The sequence below is a fragment of the Streptomyces sp. NPDC041784 genome (genome assembly GCF_055591025.1).
The window spans coordinates 454,143-471,844 of sequence record NZ_JBVJAB010000004.1 but is presented as its reverse complement, the minus strand read 5'-3'; the positions used below and the strand labels follow the sequence as shown (position 1 = coordinate 471,844).

The window sequence follows — 17,702 nt, the reverse complement described above, 5'->3', positions numbered from 1 at the left end:
GAAGGGGGGCCCGAAATAAAGGAAAGAATCGGGCGGGCTCGCGTGGGGCGTCTTGTTGTTGTGGAAGGAAAAACCGTGGGGGCGGGGAACCTTGAGGGCGGGCCCCCCCCCCCCCCCCCCCGCGCCTCCTTTTTCCCGACGACGGAACAGAAGGTATCGGTGTGAGCCGGAACTCGGCCCGGGGACTCGCGGTGGTCTCGGCCACCGCGGTCACCGCTGTCGGCAGTGTGGTGGGAGTCGCCCAGGCCGGCACCGCTCAGCCCGGTGACGCCCCTAGGGCGGCCGCGGGCGACTCGACCCTCCTCGCCGACTTACCCGTAGGCCAGCAGGCCCAGGTGCAGTCGGCCACCGTGGGGCAGCAGGCCGACGTCCAGGCCGTGGCCGCGGACGCCACCGCCAAGAAGTCCGCGGAGGAAGCCGCCCGGGTGCAGGCGGCCAAGGACGCCGTGGCCAAGCAGAAGGCCGCCGTGGACCGGGCCAAGGCCCGCCAGGAGGCAGCGGACCGCGCGAAGGCCGAGACCGAGGCGGAGACCAAGAGCGCCACGGCCGACAGCGGCCCGGTCGCGGGCGCCTCCGACTTCCCCCAGCAGGCGTCGTACACCGTCGCCGAGGTCCAGGCCATCGCACGGCAGATGGTGCCCAGCGGCCAGTTCCAGTGCTTCAGCAACATCGTGGACCACGAGTCCACCTGGAACTACCGGGCCGTCAACCCCACGTCGGGCGCCTACGGTCTGGTGCAGGCCTACCCCGGCTCGAAGATGTCGTCCGCCGGTGCCGACTGGCGCACCAACCCGGCGACGCAGATCAAGTGGGGTCTGAACTACATGAACGAACGGTACGGCAGCCCCTGCGACGCCTGGGCCTACTGGCAGGCCAACGGCTCCTACTGAGCGGCGCCGCCGCCGTCTCTCAACCCCGCGAGGCCCCTCCCCGTCCTTAGGTGAGGGGCTGTCGCCCTGTACGGTCGTAAGCCGACGACTCCAGGGGGAGTGGTGGGGAGAGACGGGGGAAGAGGACGGATCATGTCGCGAGTGCCAGGGTGGCTCGGCCGGCTCGGTGCCGGACTGACCGAGATGGGTGAGCGGCTCGACGAGCGCCGCGCCGAGGTCGAGCGGGAGAGCGCCACCCCCGAGCCGGAGTCGGCGCCGCCCGAGGTCGTCGTGGCGCCCCCGCGGGAGCTGTCACCGCCCGCCCCGCGCCCCGATCCCGCGCAGGTGGTGCCGTGGGGCGTCCGGGTGGCCGCGGAGGCCGGCTGGCGGCTGCTGGTGCTCGCCGGGACCGTCTGGGTGCTGATGCGGGTCATCAGCGCCGTCCAACTCGTCGTCCTCGCCTTCGTGGTGGCGCTGCTCCTGACCGCGCTCCTCGAACCCACCGTGGCCCGGCTCAAGCGGCTCGGGGTGCCCCGGGGGCCCGCGACCGCGCTGACCGCGATCCTCGGGTTCGTGGTCATCGGCCTGATGGGCTGGTTCGTGACCTGGCAGGTCATGGAGAACATCGACGACCTCTCCGACCAGGTCCAGGACGGTATCGAGGACCTGCGCCGCTGGCTGCTCAACAGCCCCTTCCACGTCACCGACAAGCAGATCAACGGCATCGCCAAGAACCTGCGCGAGGCGGTCGGCGCCAACACCGACTCGATCACCTCGGCGGGTCTGGAGGGCGTCACCGTCGTCGTCGAGGCGCTCACCGGCATCCTGCTGTCGTTCTTCTCGACGCTGTTCCTGCTCTACGACGGCAAGCGGATCTGGGAGTGGACCCTCAAGCTGGTCCCGGCCGCCGCCCGGCCCGGTGTGGCGGGCGCGGGGCCGCGGGCCTGGGCGACGCTCACGGCGTATGTGCGGGGCACGGTGGTGGTCGCGCTGATCGACGCGACCTTCATCGGCCTCGGCATCTACTTCCTCGACGTGCCGATGGCCGTCCCGCTCGCCGTCTTCATCTTCCTGTTCTCCTTCATCCCGCTCGTCGGCGCGGTGGCCTCCGGCGCGCTGGCCGTGGTGGTCGCGCTGGTGACGCAGGGCGTGTTCACGGCCGTGATGACCCTGGTGGTCGTGCTGGCCGTGCAGCAGATCGAGGGCCACATCCTCCAGCCCTTCATCCTCGGCCGCGCGGTTCGCGTCCACCCGCTCGCGGTGGTCCTGGCGGTGGCCTGCGGCGGCATGGTCGCGGGCATCGGCGGCGCGGTGGTCGCCGTACCGCTGGTCGCCGTCACGAACACGGTCGTCGGCTATCTGCGGGCGTACGCCCAGGAACCGGCCCTGCTGACGTCCCCGAAGCCGAGGGGGGCCACGGCGCTGGAGGTGGCGCCGGTCGCACCGGCGCCGGCCGGGAACGCCGGGGGAGCCGGGAATGCGGGGGGAGCCGGGGGAGACGACTCCTCCGCATAGCCGAAGGCCCCGTCCACCGGAAGGTGAACGGGGCCCGCTGCCGTACGGCGTGACCTACTCGGCGAGGATCGCCTCCGCGTCCAGCGTGACGCCCACGGCCTGGATCACCGAGGCGATCTTGAAGGCCTCCTGGACGACCTCGCGGTCGACGCCGGCCTTGCGCAGGACCTGCTCGTGGGAGTCGAGGCACAGCCCGCAGCCGTTGATGGCGGAGACCGCGAACGACCACAGCTCGAAGTCGACCTTGTCGACGCCGGGGTTGCCGATGACGTTCATCCGCAGACCGGCCCGCAGGCTGCCGTACTCGTGGTCGGACAGCAGGTGCCGGGTGCGGTAGAAGACGTTGTTCATCGCCATGACGGCCGCCGCGGACTTCGCCGCGGTGTACGCCTCGGGCGACAGGTTCGCCTTCGCCTCCGGGGCCAGCTCGCGCAGCACGATCGGGGAGCGCGAGGCGATCGCGGTCGCCAGGACCGTGCCCCACAGCTGCTGCGCCGGCAGGTCGGAGTTGCCGATGACCGAGCCCAGGTTGAGCCGCAGGTCCTTGGCGTAGTCCGGTATGGCGGACTTCAGGGTGTCCAGGGACATCTCAGGTCACTCCCCGGCCAGCAGCTTGACCGCGTCGAGGGTGTCCTCGCCCTTGGTCCAGTTGCAGGGGCACAGCTCGTCGGTCTGCAGGGCGTCCAGCACCCGCAGGACCTCCTTGGGGTTACGGCCGACGGAGCCCGCGGTGACCATCGTGAACTGGATCTCGTGGTTCGGGTCGACGATGAAGACGGCGCGCTGCGCGAAGCCGTCCTCGCCCTCGATGCCGAGGTCCCGCATCAGCTCGTGCCGGGAGTCGGCCAGCATCGGGAACGGCAGGTCCGTCAGGTCCGGGTGGTCCTTGCGCCAGGCGTGGTGGACGAACTCGGAGTCGCCGGAGAAGCCGAGGATCTGCGCGTCACGGTCGGCGAACTCGTCGTTCAGCTTGCCGAACGCGGCGATCTCGGTGGGGCAGACGAAGGTGAAGTCCTTGGGCCATGCGAAGACCACCAGCCACTTGCCCTCGTAGGACTTGTGGTGGATCCGCTCGAACTCCTTGCCCTTCTCCAGCGAGACACAGGCGGTCAGTTCGAAGGCGGGGAACTTGTCACCAACAGTGAGCACACGCTCTCCTTGCAGCGAGGGGGTGTCCGGATCGCGGACACCTCCCTTGGGTCGGACGGCTTCGATCGTGGCACAAGGTGCATTGATTCAGGAAATGGATACACTCGATTGTGTTGATCGGAGGGGTCTATCAGTGACCGTGAGTAATTCGGGCCCCAAGGGTCTGGGTGCCAAGCGGCGCCAGCCCAGTCTGGCCCAGCTGCGGGCCTTCGCGGCCGTCGCGGAGCATCTGCACTTCCGGGACGCGGCCGCCGCCATCGGCATGAGCCAGCCCGCCCTCTCCGGCGCCGTCTCCGCCCTGGAGGAGACCCTCGGCGTCACCCTGCTGGAGCGCACCACCCGCAAGGTGCTGCTCTCCCCGGCCGGCGAGCGCCTCGCCGTCCGGGCCCGGGCGGTGCTGGCCGAGGTCGGGGCGCTGCTGGAGGAGGCCGAGGCGGTCCGGGCGCCGTTCACCGGGGCGCTGCGCCTCGGCGTCATCCCGACCGTCGCGCCGTATCTGCTGCCCGCCGTGCTGCGGCTGGTCCACGACCGCTATCCGCTCCTCGACCTCCAGGTGCACGAGGAGCAGACCGCCACCCTGATCGACGGCCTGGCCAGCGGCCGGCTCGACCTGCTGCTGCTCGCCGTGCCCCTCGGTGTCCCCGGCGTCGTCGAACTCCCGCTGTTCGACGAGGACTTCGTGCTCGTCACGCCCCCCGATCACGCGCTCGGCGGCCGGACCGGCGTCCCGCGCGAGGCCCTCAGGGAACTGAACCTGCTCCTCCTGGACGAGGGGCACTGCCTGCGCGACCAGGCTCTCGACATCTGCCGCGAGGCCGGCCGCGCGGACGCCCCGGTGACCACCACGGCCGCCGGGCTGGCCACCCTCGTCCAGCTCGTCGCCGGCGGCCTCGGCTGCACCCTGCTGCCACGCACCGCCGTCACGGTCGAGACCAGCCGCAGCACCCAGCTGCGCACCGCCTCCTTCGCCGAACCCGCGCCCACCCGCCGGATCGCCTTCGCCCGGCGCACCGGCGCGGCGCGCGGCGCGGAGTACGAGGAGCTCGCGGGCGCGCTGCGGGAGGCGCTGCGACCGCTTCCGGTACGGGTCCTCGGAGGTGACGACTGACGTTCGCCAACCGGTCAAATGAGCACCCTGTAAAGAGAATTCGGCCCACCCGCGGAGCAAGTTCCGTCAGCTGAGAGCAGCTCGGAAATCCGTCGTTGGTATATGCGCCCCGGCTGATACACATTCCCTCCTCAGCGCTACGCGTCAGGCGTTTGTGCGATCCACGAGGACGACCTGCCAAGGGGAGTGATGTCGGGCTACGAGCTGCTGGCGCGCGACCTCGCCGCGTGCGGGCGTGACGGCTTCACGGGGGAGGTGCGGGTCTCGGGCACACCCGGCGGCACCTTCCACTTCCGGGGCGGGCTCGTCGTCGCCGTCGAGTCGCCGGGCGCGCCCGGACCGGAGGCCCTGCTGCTGCGCTCCGGGCGGATCGGGGGCGAGGAGTGGGCCGCCCTGGTGCGCGCGTCCGGCGGGGCGCGCTGGCCGGCCGAGGGGCTGATCGCCCATGGCTTCGCGGGGGCCGCACAGCTCCGGGTGGTCTGCGCGATGGCCCTCCAGGACGCCGTGTTCGCGATGGTCGCGGGCAGCGTCGACGGCTGTGAACGCGGTCCGTCCGTCGGGCCGCCGCCCGCCGCGGTCGCCGTCGGCGAACCCCCGAGCCGGCTGCTCCGGGAGGCCTCCCGCAAGCTCGCCGCGCTGCTCGCGCTGGACTTCCCGGTACGGCCGGAGCGCGAGCGTCCGGTGCCCGCCTCCCTCTCCTACGCGGCCGGCCGGCTCGGCCCGCTCCAGCGGGAGGTGCTCACCCACGCCGACGGCCGGCGCACCTCCCGCGACCTCGCCTTCCGCACCGGGCGCGGGGTCTACACCGTCACGGTCGAGGTGGCGCGGATGCTCGGCGACGGGCTCCTGGAGTGCGCGGGCGCGCCCGCCCCGATCCCGGTCCGGCTGCCGCCCGACGGACACGGCGTCCGCCCCCGGGAACCTGCCCCGCCCCCGCCCCCCGTCCCCGTCCCGCCGGCCGGCCCGCCCCCGCTGCCGGCGGCCCTGCCCCGCCGCCGCCCCGGGGCCAGCGGCATCAACGAGGCGCTCGCCCCGGATCACGGAAACAGTGCCGAGAACGGTGTCGACGTGATCCCCGGCGAGAACTCCGGAAGCCCGACCGGCTGGAAGGAGTTCTTCCGCCTGCGGAACCCGACGACGAAATAGAGATCACCGAAACCCTCGCCGAAGACCCCACCGAAACCCTCACCGATTAACCCATCGATACCCCCACGGACACCAGACGGTCATATGCGATCAGAAATAGGGGAGTTGCATTCATGGACCATAAAGCCCTCGCACGGGAGATGCGCGGCCTGCGCGAGCAGGTGAGCGGCATCACCGACACCGCGGTCGCCGCCGCGGACGGGCTGCTCATCGCCGCCGACACCGCCGATTCCATCGACCCGGAGGGCCTCGCCGCCCTCGCCGCGGCCGGCCTCGGCCTCGCCCGCCGCACAGCCGAGGCGACCGCCCGCGGCGCCCTGCACCGCACGGTGGCCTACGGCAGCCACGGCTGCGCCGCGTTCTACGCGGTCGGCGACACCGCGCTGATGGTCGTACTCGGAGACGAGGGCATGGACGTCGAGCGGCTGCACACGGCGACCCAGCCGGCCCTGCGCCGCATCGACCTGATCCTCACCGAGAAGACCGCGAAGACCGTCGAAGGAGTCTGAAGGGATGGCGACGAAGCGTATGACCCCAGGTTTCTCCGACCAGGTGATGGGCCTGGTCAAGTCACTGCGAACGGATGCCCCCGACTGCGTCGCCTCCGGCGTCGTCGACATGTCCACGGGCATGCTGCTCTCCTACGAGACCGTCGACAACCATCCGCCCGAGGTCCTCGACCTGCTGGCGGGCGCGACCCTCGACCTGTTCCAGGGCCGGACGGTCGTGATGATCGAGGACGTCTTCAAGGAGCGGCGCGGGATCCAGAGCGAGAACCACTTCTTCCAGGAGATCCTCGTCAACAGCGACAACCTCACTCACCTGTTCGTGAGGATGACCGAGCAGCAGGACGTCGTCGCGGTGGTCGTCTGCCGCAAGTCCGTCAACGTGGGCATGCTGTTCGCGCAGGTGCGGAGGGTGGTGCGGGAGTACCAGCTGTGAACACGGACGGTCCCTCCCCGAAGCGGGGAGGGACCGTGCGCCGTGCTCAGGGGACCGTGCGCCCAGGACGCGTGACGGCTATTCCGTGCGCAGCCCGTCCGGCCGCATCAGCCGGGCCAGAGGCGGCAGGCTCGCCACCGTCACCAGCAGGACGATCGCCCCGCCGATGCCGGTCATGGCCAGGACGCTCCACCAGTCCACGCCCACCGGGGTGTCCGTCATCTTCAGCAGCACCGCGCCCAGCGTGATGCCGACCACCGAGGCCAGCAGCAGACCCAGCGCGATCGGGATGGCCGTCTGCCACAGCACCGACATGCCCAGCGTCCGCCGCCGCGTGCCGAAGGCGACCAGGGACGACAGCAGCTTGCGGCGGTCGCGCAGCTGCTCCAGCTGGGTGACCAGCAGGCTCGCCCCGATCAGTGCCAGTACACAGAAGGCGCCGACGAGCAGTCCGGTGCGGATGGAGTCGTACTTCTCGGACGTCTGGGTGGACGACCACATCGACGTGCCGGCGAGTGGATCCACCTCAGCGGTGGTGTTGCGGGCGTACTCGTAGGCGTCCGGCACGGACTCGTCGATGGAGAGGTACAGCTGACCGCTGACCGTCTTCTCGAGGTTCTCGGGCATCGCACCCGGTGTCATCAGGAAGCCGCCGCGCATGCTGCCCGTCGGGTCCTTGATCGACCGGGCCTTGACGGCGCCCGCCGGGACCGTCCAGACGGCCTCCGTGCTGGTCCCCGAGGCGGACGACTCGATGTACAGCTTCTTGCCGGGCTTGTTCAGCTTCTGCCCGTCCGTGGAGTAGTCGGAGCCGTCGACGGCGAACAGGTCGCCGTCCTTGCAGGAGGGCAGCCTCGCCACCTCGCGCAGGGCCGCGCAGTCGCCGACGGTCAGCTCGGTGACGAGGCTCGGGCCGTTCTCTGCGCTCCAGGTGGAGTCACCGAAGTAGCCCTCCCACAGGGCCGTGACCTTCCCTACGCCCTTGGTGTCCTCGAACTTCTGCGCGGTCGCCGCCAGCGGGGCGCCGTCCGGCACGTTGACCGTCATCTGGGCCCGGGTGAGGTCCAGGCCGGTGTCCTTCGTGTACTGGCCGTCGACCCCGGCGAACAGCATCTGGAGCGCGATCGCCCCGGCCACCGCCACCGCGATGCCGTTGACCATCCGGGCCGCCGTACCGCTGCTCAGCTGGAGGCGTCGCACGGCCAGTTGCCAGGCGACCCCGCCCGCGCCGAGCCGGGCCACGGCCGTCTCGACGAGCCACGGCAGCAGCGCCGTGACGCCGACCAGCAGCAGCAGGACGCCGCCGACCACCAGGTACTGGTTGAAGTCCCCGTTGTCCCGCCCCTGGCCGATCATCGGGTAGAGCATGGCGAGGCCGGCCACCGGCAGCAGCAGCCGCCACCACAGACGGCGCCGCGAGGGCTTGGCCGTGCGCACCACGCCGAGCGGCTCGATCACCACACCGCGCAGCGCGAGCAGGGTGACCCCGACGGCGGCGGTGGGTACCGCCAGCGCGACCAGCGCGGCCAGCGCCGGGGAGGGGTCCAGGTAGCTGGGCCACACACTCACTCCCACCACCTCGACCGAGCCCGCGATCTGCCGCCCGATCAGGAAGAACCCGGTGCCGAGGACCAGGCCGAGCAGCGCGCCGGCCATCGCCTCGCCCGCCGCGATCCGCCGGGCCGTCCGGCCGTCGGCGCCGACCAGCCGCAGCGCCGCGAGCCGGCGGTCGCGCCGTTCGCCGCCGAACCGCACGGCCGCCGCGATGAACACCGCGACCGGCATCAGCAGCACCACGATCACGACGATGTTCAGCAGGATCAGGACCGGGTCGGCCCGCTCGGTCGTCGGGTTCACGTCCCCGAACCGGTCCAGCCGGGACACCCTCCCGCCGTCGACGCCGGCGGCGAGCCCGCTGCCGCCCGCGTAGTAGGCGAGTTCCTGCGAGCCGATCAGCCCGCTCTCCCCGATGGTCCCGACGATCCGGTACGGCAGCCGCTCACGCAGCAGCGCCGCCCCGTCCGAGGCGAGCAGCCGCTTCAGCGCGGGCGACACCAGCATCTCGCCCTTCGCCGGGTACGCGCTCACCCCGGGCGGCAGCGGTGCGCGCGGCCCCTCCGGCTCCACCAGCCGGCCGCGCACGTCCTTGTCGCGGAACGTGGTGTCGACGTGGGCGATCACCAGGGTGTCGTCGGCCTTGCGCAGCGGTTCAGCGCTGAACGAGTAGTCCATGCGGGCCTGTTCGCGCTCGTGCCGCACCGAGAGCGCGTTCGGCAGCGCGGTCGACAGCAGCAGCAGGGCCACACCGAGCCCGACGCCCACCGCCGTCAGCACGGCCCGGACCCAGCCCTCCCGCCCGCCGGCGAAGGCGAACCGGACCCCCATGGCCAGGTCTTTCGCCCATTGACGCAGGTTCATACGACCCGCTCCATGTCCCGCGACTTCCCGTCCCGTACGACGATCTCGCGGTCGGAGTACGCGGCCACCCGGGCCTCGTGCGTCACCAGCACCACGGCCGCGTTGGCCGAGCGGGCCGCCTCGGTGAGCAGCTCCATCACGCGCTCGCCGTTGAGCGAGTCCAGCGCGCCGGTCGGCTCGTCGGCGAAGACGACCCGGGGGCTGGTCACCAGCGAGCGGGCCACCGCCACCCGCTGCCCCTGCCCGCCGGAGACCTCCCCGGGCCGCTTCTTCGCGAGGTCGTCGACCTCCAGCCGGGCCATCCACCCGAGGGCGGTGTGCTCGGCCTGCTTGCGCGAGGTGCCGTTCAGCCGCAGCGGCAGGGCCACGTTCTCCACGCAGGTCAGCTCCGGCACCAGCTGCCCGAACTGGAACACGAACCCGAACTCCGAGCGCCGCAGGCGGCTGCGCCCGGCGTCGTTCATCGTCGCCAGCTCCCGCCCGTCGTAGGTGATCGAGCCGGAGTCGGGCGTCACGATGCCGGCGAGGCAGTGCAGCAGCGTCGACTTGCCGGAGCCGGACGGGCCCATCACGGCGACGACCTCGCCGGGGTGGATGGAGAACTCGGCGCCGTCCAGCGCCATCGTCGGGCCGTACGCCTTGCGCAGGTTCTCGGCGACGAGCAGGGATCCCCCGGGAGCGTTCATGCGGTCACCGTGGCCTTCAGCTTGTCGAGGCGCGCGGCGGCCAGCTCCAGCCAGCGCAGGTCGGCCTCGAGATGGAACAGGGCGTGGTCGCAGATCAGCTGGTCCGCCAGATCACCCTTGCGTTTGCGGTCGGTCAGGATCCGCATGCTGCGCAGGTGCTCCGCGCGCTGGGTGTCGAGGACGTCGGCTGCGTCGCGGTGCGTGAGCAGCGCCAGGACGACCTTGGTGTAGAGGGTCGACTGGAGGTACGGCTCGGGCTTCTCGGGCGTGGCGAGCCAGCGCTCGACGTCGGTGATCCCGGCGTCGGTGATCGCGTACCGCTTGCGCTCGGGCCCGCCGCCCGCCTCGATGCCGTCGACCTCGACGAGACCGTTCTTCAGCAGACGGGACATCGTCGAGTAGACCTGGCCGTAGTGCAGGGGCCGGTCGTGACCGAACTTCTCGTCGAAGGCCCGCTTCAGGTCGTAACCGTGTCGGGGCCCGGACTCCAGGAGTCCCAGGAGGGTGTGGCCGATGGACATGGGGAGGACTGTACATGCGGTGTATACGCCGTGTGTATACGCGGAGTGTGCAGTGGTCTGCGAGGGGTGGGAGTGCGCAGGTGGGCGCCCATTGTCACTGTTCTGCTACAGGCGACCGGCCCTGTCCGACCGGCTCTGTCCGACCGGTCCTGTCCGACGGCTCTGTCCGACCGGTCCTGTCCTGCCGAGCCCTTCAGGCCGGCGGGGGTCCCGAGGCGGAGCCCCCGGGGGGCCGGCCGCGGCGGGGCAGCGGCCCCGTGTCGCCGGGCAGTCGCCCCGCGTCCTTCAGGGCCTTCCGAAGCAGGAACTCGATCTGCGCGTTCGCGGACCGCAGCTCGTCCCCGGCCCACCGGGCCAGCGCCTCGTACACCGCGGGGTCCAGCCGCAGCAGCACCTGTTTGCGCTGCGGCCGGCCCTGAGGGGCTGCGCCCCCGGAGGGAACCGTCACTGGTAGAGGGTCCCGGTGTTGAGTACGGGCTGGGGTGCGCGGTCCCCGCAGAGGACCACCATCAGGTTGGACACCATCGCCGCCTTCCGCTCCTCGTCCAGTTCCACGATGTCCTGCTCGGCGATCCGGCTGAGCGCCGCCTCGACCATCCCGACGGCGCCGTCCACGATCTCCCGGCGGGCCGCGACGACGGCGCCCGCCTGCTGGCGCTGGAGCATCGCCGAGGCGATCTCCGGAGCGTACGCGAGATGCGTGAAGCGGGACTCGATGATCCGGACGCCGGCCGCCTCCACGCGCGCGTGCAGCTCAACCGCGAGCTTCTCGGTGATCTCCTCGGCGTTGCCGCGCAGCGAGAGCCCGTCCTCGTCGTGGGAGTCGTAGGGGTACTCGATGGCTATGTGCCGGACGGCGGCCTCGGTCTGGGTGGAGACGAACTCCAGGAAGTCGTCCACCTCGAAGCTGGCCTGCGCGGTGTCCTGCACCTTCCACACCACGACCGCGGCCAGTTCTATCGGGTTGCCGTAGGCGTCGTTGACCTTCAGGACGGCCGTCTCGTGGTTGCGCACGCGGGTGGAGATCTTCTCGCGGGAGGTGAAGGGGTTCACCCAGCGCAGGCCGTCCTCGCGGATCGTGCCCCGGTAGCGCCCGAAGAGCTGCACCACGCGCGCCTCGCCCGGCGCCACCGTGTTCAGCCCGCACATCGACAGGAACGCGGCGAGCCCGACGAGGATGCCGCCGGTGATCAGCCCGGCCTTGGCGCCGGTCGCGTCCGACCCGGCGCCCAGCGCGATCATCCCGGCGCCGGCCAGGAGTCCGACCAGGCCGAACAGCAGGGCGAGGCCGCCGCCGACGCTGTGCGCGGGGAACTCCTTCACGCGTGGGGAGGGCATCTCGGGCGCGGTCGCCGCGATGGTGTCTGCGGACATGGGTGGTTCCCCCGTTTCGTATCGGCTCGGGCCGTTTCGTACGGCCCTCGCGCTCACTTCGTTCTAGCTAAGTGATATCACTTTACGGCAGGACCGCAACCCCTGGCGTCTTCCGGACGTCGGTACTGGTGGAGAGGTGCGCCGGTTCCACCGGGCGGGGTGCTGATTCTCACCCCCTCCGAACGCCGGAGAGAGAACCCTTCGCCACAGCCGACGGTGTTAGCTTTCTGAGCTGACCTGCCTCCGGGCACTGGTGTGACTGCCGAGTAGGAAGCGGAGCGAGCGGACTCATGGGACGAGCGGAAGAGAGACGAGCGCGACAGCGCGGTGGCCGCCGCGCGGCGCCCAGGAACCGCTCGACGCGGGCGGAGGCACCGGCGTCGGAGAACGAGTCGGCGGCGACCCCCACCGAGACCGCCGACGGCGTCGCGGCCGGCGGGCGCGCCGCCGCCCGCCGCAGCGCCAAGGGCAAGGGAGCCGGCGCCAAGGGGGGGAAGAATGCCAAGGACGGGAAGAAGGAGAAGAGCCTCATACGCCGGATCTTCACCTGGAAGAAGGTCCTCGGCACCGTCCTCGGGCTGACCGTCGCCGTCTTCGGCGCCCTCCTCTGGCTCTACATGAGCACGCCGATCCCGGTCGGGAACCCCGACGCCAAACTCCAGAGCAACGTCTACAAGTACAAGGGCGGCGCGATCCTCGCCCGCGACGGTGAGGTCAACCGGGAGGTGGTCGACCTCGCGACCGTCCCCAAGCCGGTCCAGCGCACCTTCGTCGCCGCCGAGAACAAGTCCTTCTACAACGACGCCGGCGTCGACCTCAAGGGCACCACCCGCGGCATCCTCAACACCCTCATGGGCAAGGGCGCGCAGGGCGGTTCGACGATCACCCAGCAGTACGTCAAGAACTACTACCTGAGCCAGGAACAGACCGTCACGCGCAAGCTGAAGGAACTGGTCATCTCGATCAAGCTGGACCGTGAGGAGTCCAAGGAGTACATCCTGGCCGGCTACATCAACACCAGCTACTACGGCCGCGGCGCCTACGGCATCCAGGCCGCGGCCCAGGCCTACTACCGCGTCGACGCCGACAAGCTCAGCGTCGAACAGGGCGCCTACCTCGCCGCGCTGCTCCAGGCACCCAGCCAGTACGACTGGGCCGTCGCCTCCAAGACCGGCAAGAAGCTGGTGCAGAACCGCTGGAACTACGTCCTGGACAACATGGTCGAGCAGGACTGGCTGGACAAGTCCGAGCGCGAGACCATGAAGTTCCCGGTGCCCGAGGAGCCCAAGGCCGACCCGAGCCAGGAGGGCCAGATCGGCTACCTGGTCGACGCGGCCAACGCCGAACTGGCCCGCCAGCTCGTCTCCCAGGGGGTCGCCGACGACTACGAGTCGGCCGCGGCCCTGGTCAAGCGCGGCGGCTGGAACATCGAGCTGAACATCGACAAGAAGAAGCAGAAGGCGCTGGAGAAGTCGGTCAAGGACCAGCTGACCAGCAAGCTCGACAAGAAGAAGCGGTCCGTCGACGCCGACGTCCAGGCCGGCGCGGTCTCGGTGAACCCGCACACGGGCGCGGTCGAGGCGATGTACGGCGGTACGAGCTACACCGAGCACTACCTGAACAACGCGACCCGCACCGACTACCAGCCGGCCTCCACCTTCAAGCCCGTCATCCTCGCCGCGGCCCTCGACGAGGACGCCAGGACGCAGGACGGCGACCCGATCACCGCCAACACGATCTACGACGGCACCAGCGAGCGCCCGGTCGTCGGCAGCGACATCGCCTTCGCCCCGGAGAACGAGGACGACGGGAACTACGGCGACGTCACCGTCCAGACGGCGATGAACAAGTCCGTCAACTCCGTCTTCGCGCAGCTGGGCGTCGACGTCGGGATGGACGAGGTGCTGAAGGTCGCGGGCAACCTCGGCATGGACACCGAGGACCTCAAGGCCGTACCCGCGCAGACCCTGGGCACCATGGGCGCGAGCCCGCTCCAGATGGCCGGTGTCTACGCCACGCTCGACAACCACGGCAAGAAGGTCACCCCGGCGATCATCAAGTCGGCCGAGAACAGCGCCCACCCGGCGTTCAAGCCCACCAGCCCGATCGGCGAAGAGGTCATCAGCCGCGAGGCCGCCGACTCGGTCACCTCGGTCCTCACCGGCGTGGTCGACGACGGTACGGCCAAGACCTCCGTGCGGGACAACCCGCTGCGCAAGGGCCAGAAGGTCGCGGGCAAGACGGGTACCTCCGACGACAACAAGTCGGCCTGGTTCACCGCCTACACACCCGACCTGGTCACCTCGGTCGGCCTGTTCGGCGAGTCCGCGAAGGCCCCGCACCCCCAGGTCACCCTGACCGGCGCGACGACCGGCCTGTCCGGCGACGCGGGCCGGATCAACGGTGGTGGCTACCCGGCGCAGATCTGGGCGGCGTACACCTTCGGCGTCTCCACCGAGGTCACCAAGTTCGACCTGGAGACCGACCAGGGCGCGGCGGTCCAGACGTCGTCCCCGTCCCCGTCCACCTCGCCGTCGCCGCAGGACTCCCCGTCCCAGAGCCCGTCCGCCTCGACGACCCCGTCGCAGGAGCCGACCACGGACGAACCGACGACCGACGAACCGACCACGGACGAACCGACCACCGACGAACCGACGACCAGCACCCCGACGGCGCCGAGCACGGAGGAGCCGTCCACCGATCCGGAGAACCCACTGGACCCACAGAGCGGCCAGTAGGGGGACGGCACGAAGGGCGCCCGGTGATCACACCGGGCGCCCTTCGCGTGTCATCCGCCAGACCACGGGCCGGCGGTCAGCGGCAACCGCGGGTCAGCCGCTCACCCGCGGTTCAGCTCGAACCACACCACCTTGCCGGTGCTCAGCCGGGTGGCTCCCCACCGCCGGGCGAGACGGTTCACCAGATACAGGCCGCGCCCGCCCTCGTCGGTGTGCCGGGCCTGCCGCAGCCGGGGCAGCTGCGGCACGTCGTCGCCGACCTCGCAGCGCAGCACATCGGTCCGCAGCAGCCGCAGCGTGACGGGCCGCGAGGCGTACCGCACCGCGTTGGTCACGACCTCGCTGACCAGCAGCTCGACCGAGTCGGTCATGTCCTCCATGCCCCAGCGGGACAGCGCCCGCCGGGCCAGCCGCCGGGCCCGGCCCGGTGCCGCGTCCTCCGGTTCCAGGAACCAGTACGCCACATCGCTCGGCGCGATCCCTTCGAAGCGGGCGGCGAGCAGCGCGATGTCGTCGTCCCGGTCGCCCGGCCCGAGCATGTCGAGCACCTCGTCGCACAGGGCCTCCAGCGGCGGCGGGTGATCGGGCCCGGTGAGCTGCGCGGTCGCGGCCAGCTTCTCGCGGAGCTGCTCTATGCCGGTCGCCACGTCCCGCAGCCGGGACTCGACCAGGCCGTCGGTGTACAGGAGCAGGGTGGCGCCCGCCGGCGCGTCCAGCTCCACCGCCTCGAAGTCGACGCCGCCGACGCCGATCGGCGCGCCCGGCGGCACCCGCAGCACCTCGGCCCGGCCGCCCAGGTGCAGCAGGACGGGCGGGGGATGGCCGGCGTTGGCGATGGTGATGCGGTGCGAGACCGGGTCGTAGACGGCGTACAGGCACGTCGCCATGCGGTCGGTGCCCAGGCGCTGGGCCTGCTCGTCGAGGTGGTGCAGGACCTCCTGCGGGGGCAGGTCGAGCCCGGCCAGGGTCTGGGCGGTGGTGCGCAGCTGGCCCATGATCGCGGCCGAGGTCATGGAGTGCCCCATGACGTCGCCCACCACCAGCGCCACCCGGCTGCCGGGCAGCGGGATCGCGTCGTACCAGTCGCCGCCGACCCGGGCGGTCTCCGCGGCGGGCAGATAGCGGGACGCCAGCCGGACGCCCGTGGGGCGGGGCAGGGTCTCGGGGAGCATGGTGCGCTGCAACTCGTCGGCGATGTACGCCTCACGGTCGTACAGGACCGCCTTGTCGATGCCGAGGGCGCTGTGCGTGGCGAGCTGGGCGGCCACGAGCAGGTCGTCGCTCTCGAACGGGATACGCTCCGGGCGGCGCAGGAAGACCGCCGCGCCGATCACCCGCCGCCGGCCCCGCAGCGGGGCCAGGATGGCCCGCTGAGCGCCCGGAACCACCAACGTGCTGTCCTCGCCCAGGAGTTCGGGCAGCGCGGCGCGGGCCGCCGGATTGTCGGCGAACACCGGACGCACCCCGCGCAGCACCTCCGCGAGCGCCCCGCCGGGCCGCACCTCGCAGAGTTCGGCCACGGCGGCCGACAACTCGGCGTTCAGTTCGGCCGGTTCGGGCGGCGGCAGGGCCAGCGCGGCGAATCCGGTCTCGGTGTCCCGTTCGTCCGGGATGCGGTCGGTGCGCCGCAGCCGCAGCATGACGCGGTCGGCCACCGGCCGCTCGTCGCCGACCGGCAGCGGGTCGCGCAGATAGACCAGGATCGCGTCGGAGAAGGTGGGCACGGTGGCCCGGCACAGCCCCATCACGATCTCGTCGAGGTCCAGACCGCGGGCGATCCGCCGGGTCGCGGCACCCACGAAACGCAGCCGGTCGCCGTCCCGGCGCATCGGCGTGGGCCGGCCGGGCGTCACGCCCTGTCCCGTACGGCGCTCCGCGCGCGCCTCGCCGCCCGGCTGGGCCGGGATGGACTCGGGCGCCGGACGCGGCCGGTGGGCGTCCGGTTCGGCGCCCGCCGACGGCTGGGAGTGCTCGGGGTCCGAACCGGCCGGATCCTTTCCCTTGCCGCCCGTCTCATGGGGCGTCGTGGTCCCGGAGTTGTCCTCGGTGCGGCCCTGGGCCACGGCGGGGGGAGGTAAGGCGGCCGAGCCCGGTACCGGGGAACGCAGGAGCGCCCCGCGGGGGTCCGTGGGGTCGGCGCCCTGGGGGCGTTCGTAGCTGGTGGGCTGCTCCGTCACGCGTGTCGCATCCATCCGTCCGGGGCTGCGCGCCGCGCGCGCAGTTCGTCCCGCAGAAAACCCGATACCCGGAATACCTGTCCCCGGAACGGAATTCCCGCGTGGTCAGAGGCTGTTCCTGTGCCACCGGGGAACCGGGCGCGGCCCGCGGCCCCGCCGGTGGTGCGTTCGTACCCCTCGCTCACGTCCTGCCGCCCCTCGGTGACGTTCGGTCAGACCCGGCGCCTGCCCCGGGAGTTGCTGTTGCATGCTCTTGCGGAGGACGATCCTACGTTTCCCGCCCGGGGGTGCATCAAGGGTCTCATGTGGACACGTGCGCGGGCGTACGGTCCCAGTCCTCCGGAAGCAACGGTACGGCCCAGGACGGCTCCGGGCGCCAGTGCTGCCAGCCCTCGTCGAACGGCGGTCCCCAAGCGCGGATCACGTCCACCGCCGCCCGTCCCGCCGCCCGCACCCGTTCGGCGGGGGCCGCGTCCATCAGGCCGTCCTGCTGGGCCTGCGCGAACTCGTCCTCGTCGCGCCAGTCCCAAGTGCGGTCCGGATACACGCAGATGTCCAGGAAGTGGTCCTCCGAGTCCACTCCGCCGTCCCAACGGGCCAGCGGAGTCTCCAGGTTGACGTACCAGTTCTTGAACTGCCAGCCCGGTTCCCAGAACAGCCACACCGACCAGGGCTGACCGGGCCGGGCCAACTTCAGCACACCGGTGCCGAACCAGCGGTCGAGCTGGACGGTCCGCGGGCGGGTGTAGCGGGTGCGCAGCGGTTCCTGGTGCAAAGGGGTGCCGTCCGCGAGCACGGGCTTGACGACCTGGGTTCCCGGGGCGAGCCAGACGGCGAGCACGTCCTCGTCGTCACGGACCACGGTCACCGGGCGGGCGATGTGGAAGCCCGCGCCGCCATTCTCCCGGTACCGCCACAGGATCTGGTGCCCGGGCTCCCAGTAGGCCGCCGTACCACCCGTTCCCACGCGACTCACCACTCCACCGTCTGCCATGAACAGATATTAGGTGCCATGGGCATACGACGCTGTCGTCCCCGTCACGGTTCTCGCCGGGTGGC

16 protein-coding genes are annotated in these 17,702 nt (G+C 71.4%); 7 read left to right on the top strand and 9 right to left on the bottom strand.

Annotated elements, in window-relative coordinates:
• Positions 1–161 precede the first annotated feature (161 nt).
• Together ACZ6D7_RS11540 and ACZ6D7_RS11535 are read left to right on the top strand one after the other, a co-directional pair.
• Positions 162–890 carry an aggregation-promoting factor C-terminal-like domain-containing protein gene (locus tag ACZ6D7_RS11540; RefSeq protein WP_469487418.1) on the top strand — a complete coding sequence of 243 codons (729 nt, stop codon included), beginning with the start codon at positions 162–164 and terminating at the stop codon, positions 888–890.
• Between the two features lie 132 nt (positions 891–1,022).
• Positions 1,023–2,384, top strand: coding sequence for an AI-2E family transporter (locus ACZ6D7_RS11535; protein WP_469487415.1), 1,362 nt, complete (start codon positions 1,023–1,025; stop codon positions 2,382–2,384).
• A 54-nt stretch (positions 2,385–2,438) separates the two neighbouring features.
• Here the strand turns inward: ACZ6D7_RS11535 and ACZ6D7_RS11530 are convergent, their stop codons facing one another.
• Positions 2,439–2,972 carry an alkyl hydroperoxide reductase gene (locus ACZ6D7_RS11530; protein WP_469487412.1) on the bottom strand — a complete coding sequence of 178 codons (534 nt, stop codon included), beginning with the start codon at positions 2,970–2,972 and terminating at the stop codon, positions 2,439–2,441.
• A gap of 6 nt (positions 2,973–2,978) precedes the next feature.
• The gene (locus ACZ6D7_RS11525; protein WP_469487409.1) at positions 2,979–3,533 is read right to left on the bottom strand and encodes a peroxiredoxin; all 555 of its coding nucleotides are present in this window, start codon (positions 3,531–3,533) and stop codon (positions 2,979–2,981) included.
• A 163-nt stretch (positions 3,534–3,696) separates the two neighbouring features.
• On the opposite strand from ACZ6D7_RS11525, the gene ACZ6D7_RS11520 reads away from it, so the two are divergent.
• From ACZ6D7_RS11520 to ACZ6D7_RS11505, 4 genes are all read left to right on the top strand, one after another.
• Positions 3,697–4,641 (top strand): LysR substrate-binding domain-containing protein, encoded by a 945-nt coding sequence (locus ACZ6D7_RS11520; protein WP_469487952.1) that lies wholly within the window; start codon positions 3,697–3,699, stop codon positions 4,639–4,641.
• A 189-nt stretch (positions 4,642–4,830) separates the two neighbouring features.
• Positions 4,831–5,787 carry a MarR family transcriptional regulator gene (locus ACZ6D7_RS11515; RefSeq protein WP_469487407.1) on the top strand — a complete coding sequence of 319 codons (957 nt, stop codon included), beginning with the start codon at positions 4,831–4,833 and terminating at the stop codon, positions 5,785–5,787.
• 113 nt (positions 5,788–5,900) lie between these two features.
• A complete protein-coding gene (locus tag ACZ6D7_RS11510; protein ID WP_469487402.1) occupies positions 5,901–6,296 on the top strand; it encodes a roadblock/LC7 domain-containing protein in 396 nt (131 codons plus the stop codon).
• A 4-nt stretch (positions 6,297–6,300) separates the two neighbouring features.
• Entirely contained in the window at positions 6,301–6,729 is a 429-nt protein-coding gene (locus ACZ6D7_RS11505; RefSeq protein WP_469487399.1) for a hypothetical protein, read from the top strand.
• A 78-nt stretch (positions 6,730–6,807) separates the two neighbouring features.
• Here ACZ6D7_RS11505 and ACZ6D7_RS11500 read toward each other — a convergent pair whose 3' ends face one another.
• The 5 genes from ACZ6D7_RS11500 to ACZ6D7_RS11480 all read right to left on the bottom strand — a co-directional run bounded on the left by ACZ6D7_RS11500 (position 6,808) and on the right by ACZ6D7_RS11480 (position 11,728).
• Complete coding sequence (locus ACZ6D7_RS11500) at positions 6,808–9,147, bottom strand: ABC transporter permease (protein ID WP_469487396.1); 2,340 nt, start codon at positions 9,145–9,147, stop codon at positions 6,808–6,810.
• Entirely contained in the window at positions 9,144–9,833 is a 690-nt protein-coding gene (locus tag ACZ6D7_RS11495; protein ID WP_469487394.1) for an ABC transporter ATP-binding protein, read from the bottom strand. The genes ACZ6D7_RS11500 and ACZ6D7_RS11495 overlap by 4 nt, the downstream gene beginning before the upstream one ends.
• Positions 9,830–10,354, bottom strand: coding sequence for a PadR family transcriptional regulator (locus ACZ6D7_RS11490; protein ID WP_469487392.1), 525 nt, complete (start codon positions 10,352–10,354; stop codon positions 9,830–9,832). Before ACZ6D7_RS11490 ends, ACZ6D7_RS11495 begins: the two co-directional genes overlap by 4 nt.
• Before the next feature lie 193 nt (positions 10,355–10,547).
• Positions 10,548–10,802, bottom strand: a complete 255-nt coding sequence (locus ACZ6D7_RS11485; protein ID WP_469487388.1) for a type II toxin-antitoxin system antitoxin — start codon at positions 10,800–10,802, stop codon at positions 10,548–10,550.
• A complete protein-coding gene (locus ACZ6D7_RS11480; protein WP_469487385.1) occupies positions 10,799–11,728 on the bottom strand; it encodes an SPFH domain-containing protein in 930 nt (309 codons plus the stop codon). The genes ACZ6D7_RS11485 and ACZ6D7_RS11480 overlap by 4 nt, the downstream gene beginning before the upstream one ends.
• A 290-nt stretch (positions 11,729–12,018) precedes the next feature.
• Between ACZ6D7_RS11480 and ACZ6D7_RS11475 the strand changes: the two genes are divergently transcribed.
• Positions 12,019–14,466 (top strand): transglycosylase domain-containing protein, encoded by a 2,448-nt coding sequence (locus ACZ6D7_RS11475; protein ID WP_469487383.1) that lies wholly within the window; start codon positions 12,019–12,021, stop codon positions 14,464–14,466.
• A gap of 101 nt (positions 14,467–14,567) precedes the next feature.
• Here ACZ6D7_RS11475 and ACZ6D7_RS11470 read toward each other — a convergent pair whose 3' ends face one another.
• The gene (locus tag ACZ6D7_RS11470) at positions 14,568–16,658 is read right to left on the bottom strand and encodes a SpoIIE family protein phosphatase (protein WP_469487380.1); all 2,091 of its coding nucleotides are present in this window, start codon (positions 16,656–16,658) and stop codon (positions 14,568–14,570) included.
• Between the two features lie 286 nt (positions 16,659–16,944).
• Positions 16,945–17,637 (bottom strand): cytidylyl-2-hydroxypropylphosphonate hydrolase, encoded by a 693-nt coding sequence (gene fomD / locus ACZ6D7_RS11465; RefSeq protein ID WP_469487376.1) that lies wholly within the window; start codon positions 17,635–17,637, stop codon positions 16,945–16,947.
• Between the last annotated feature and the right edge of the window lie 65 nt (positions 17,638–17,702).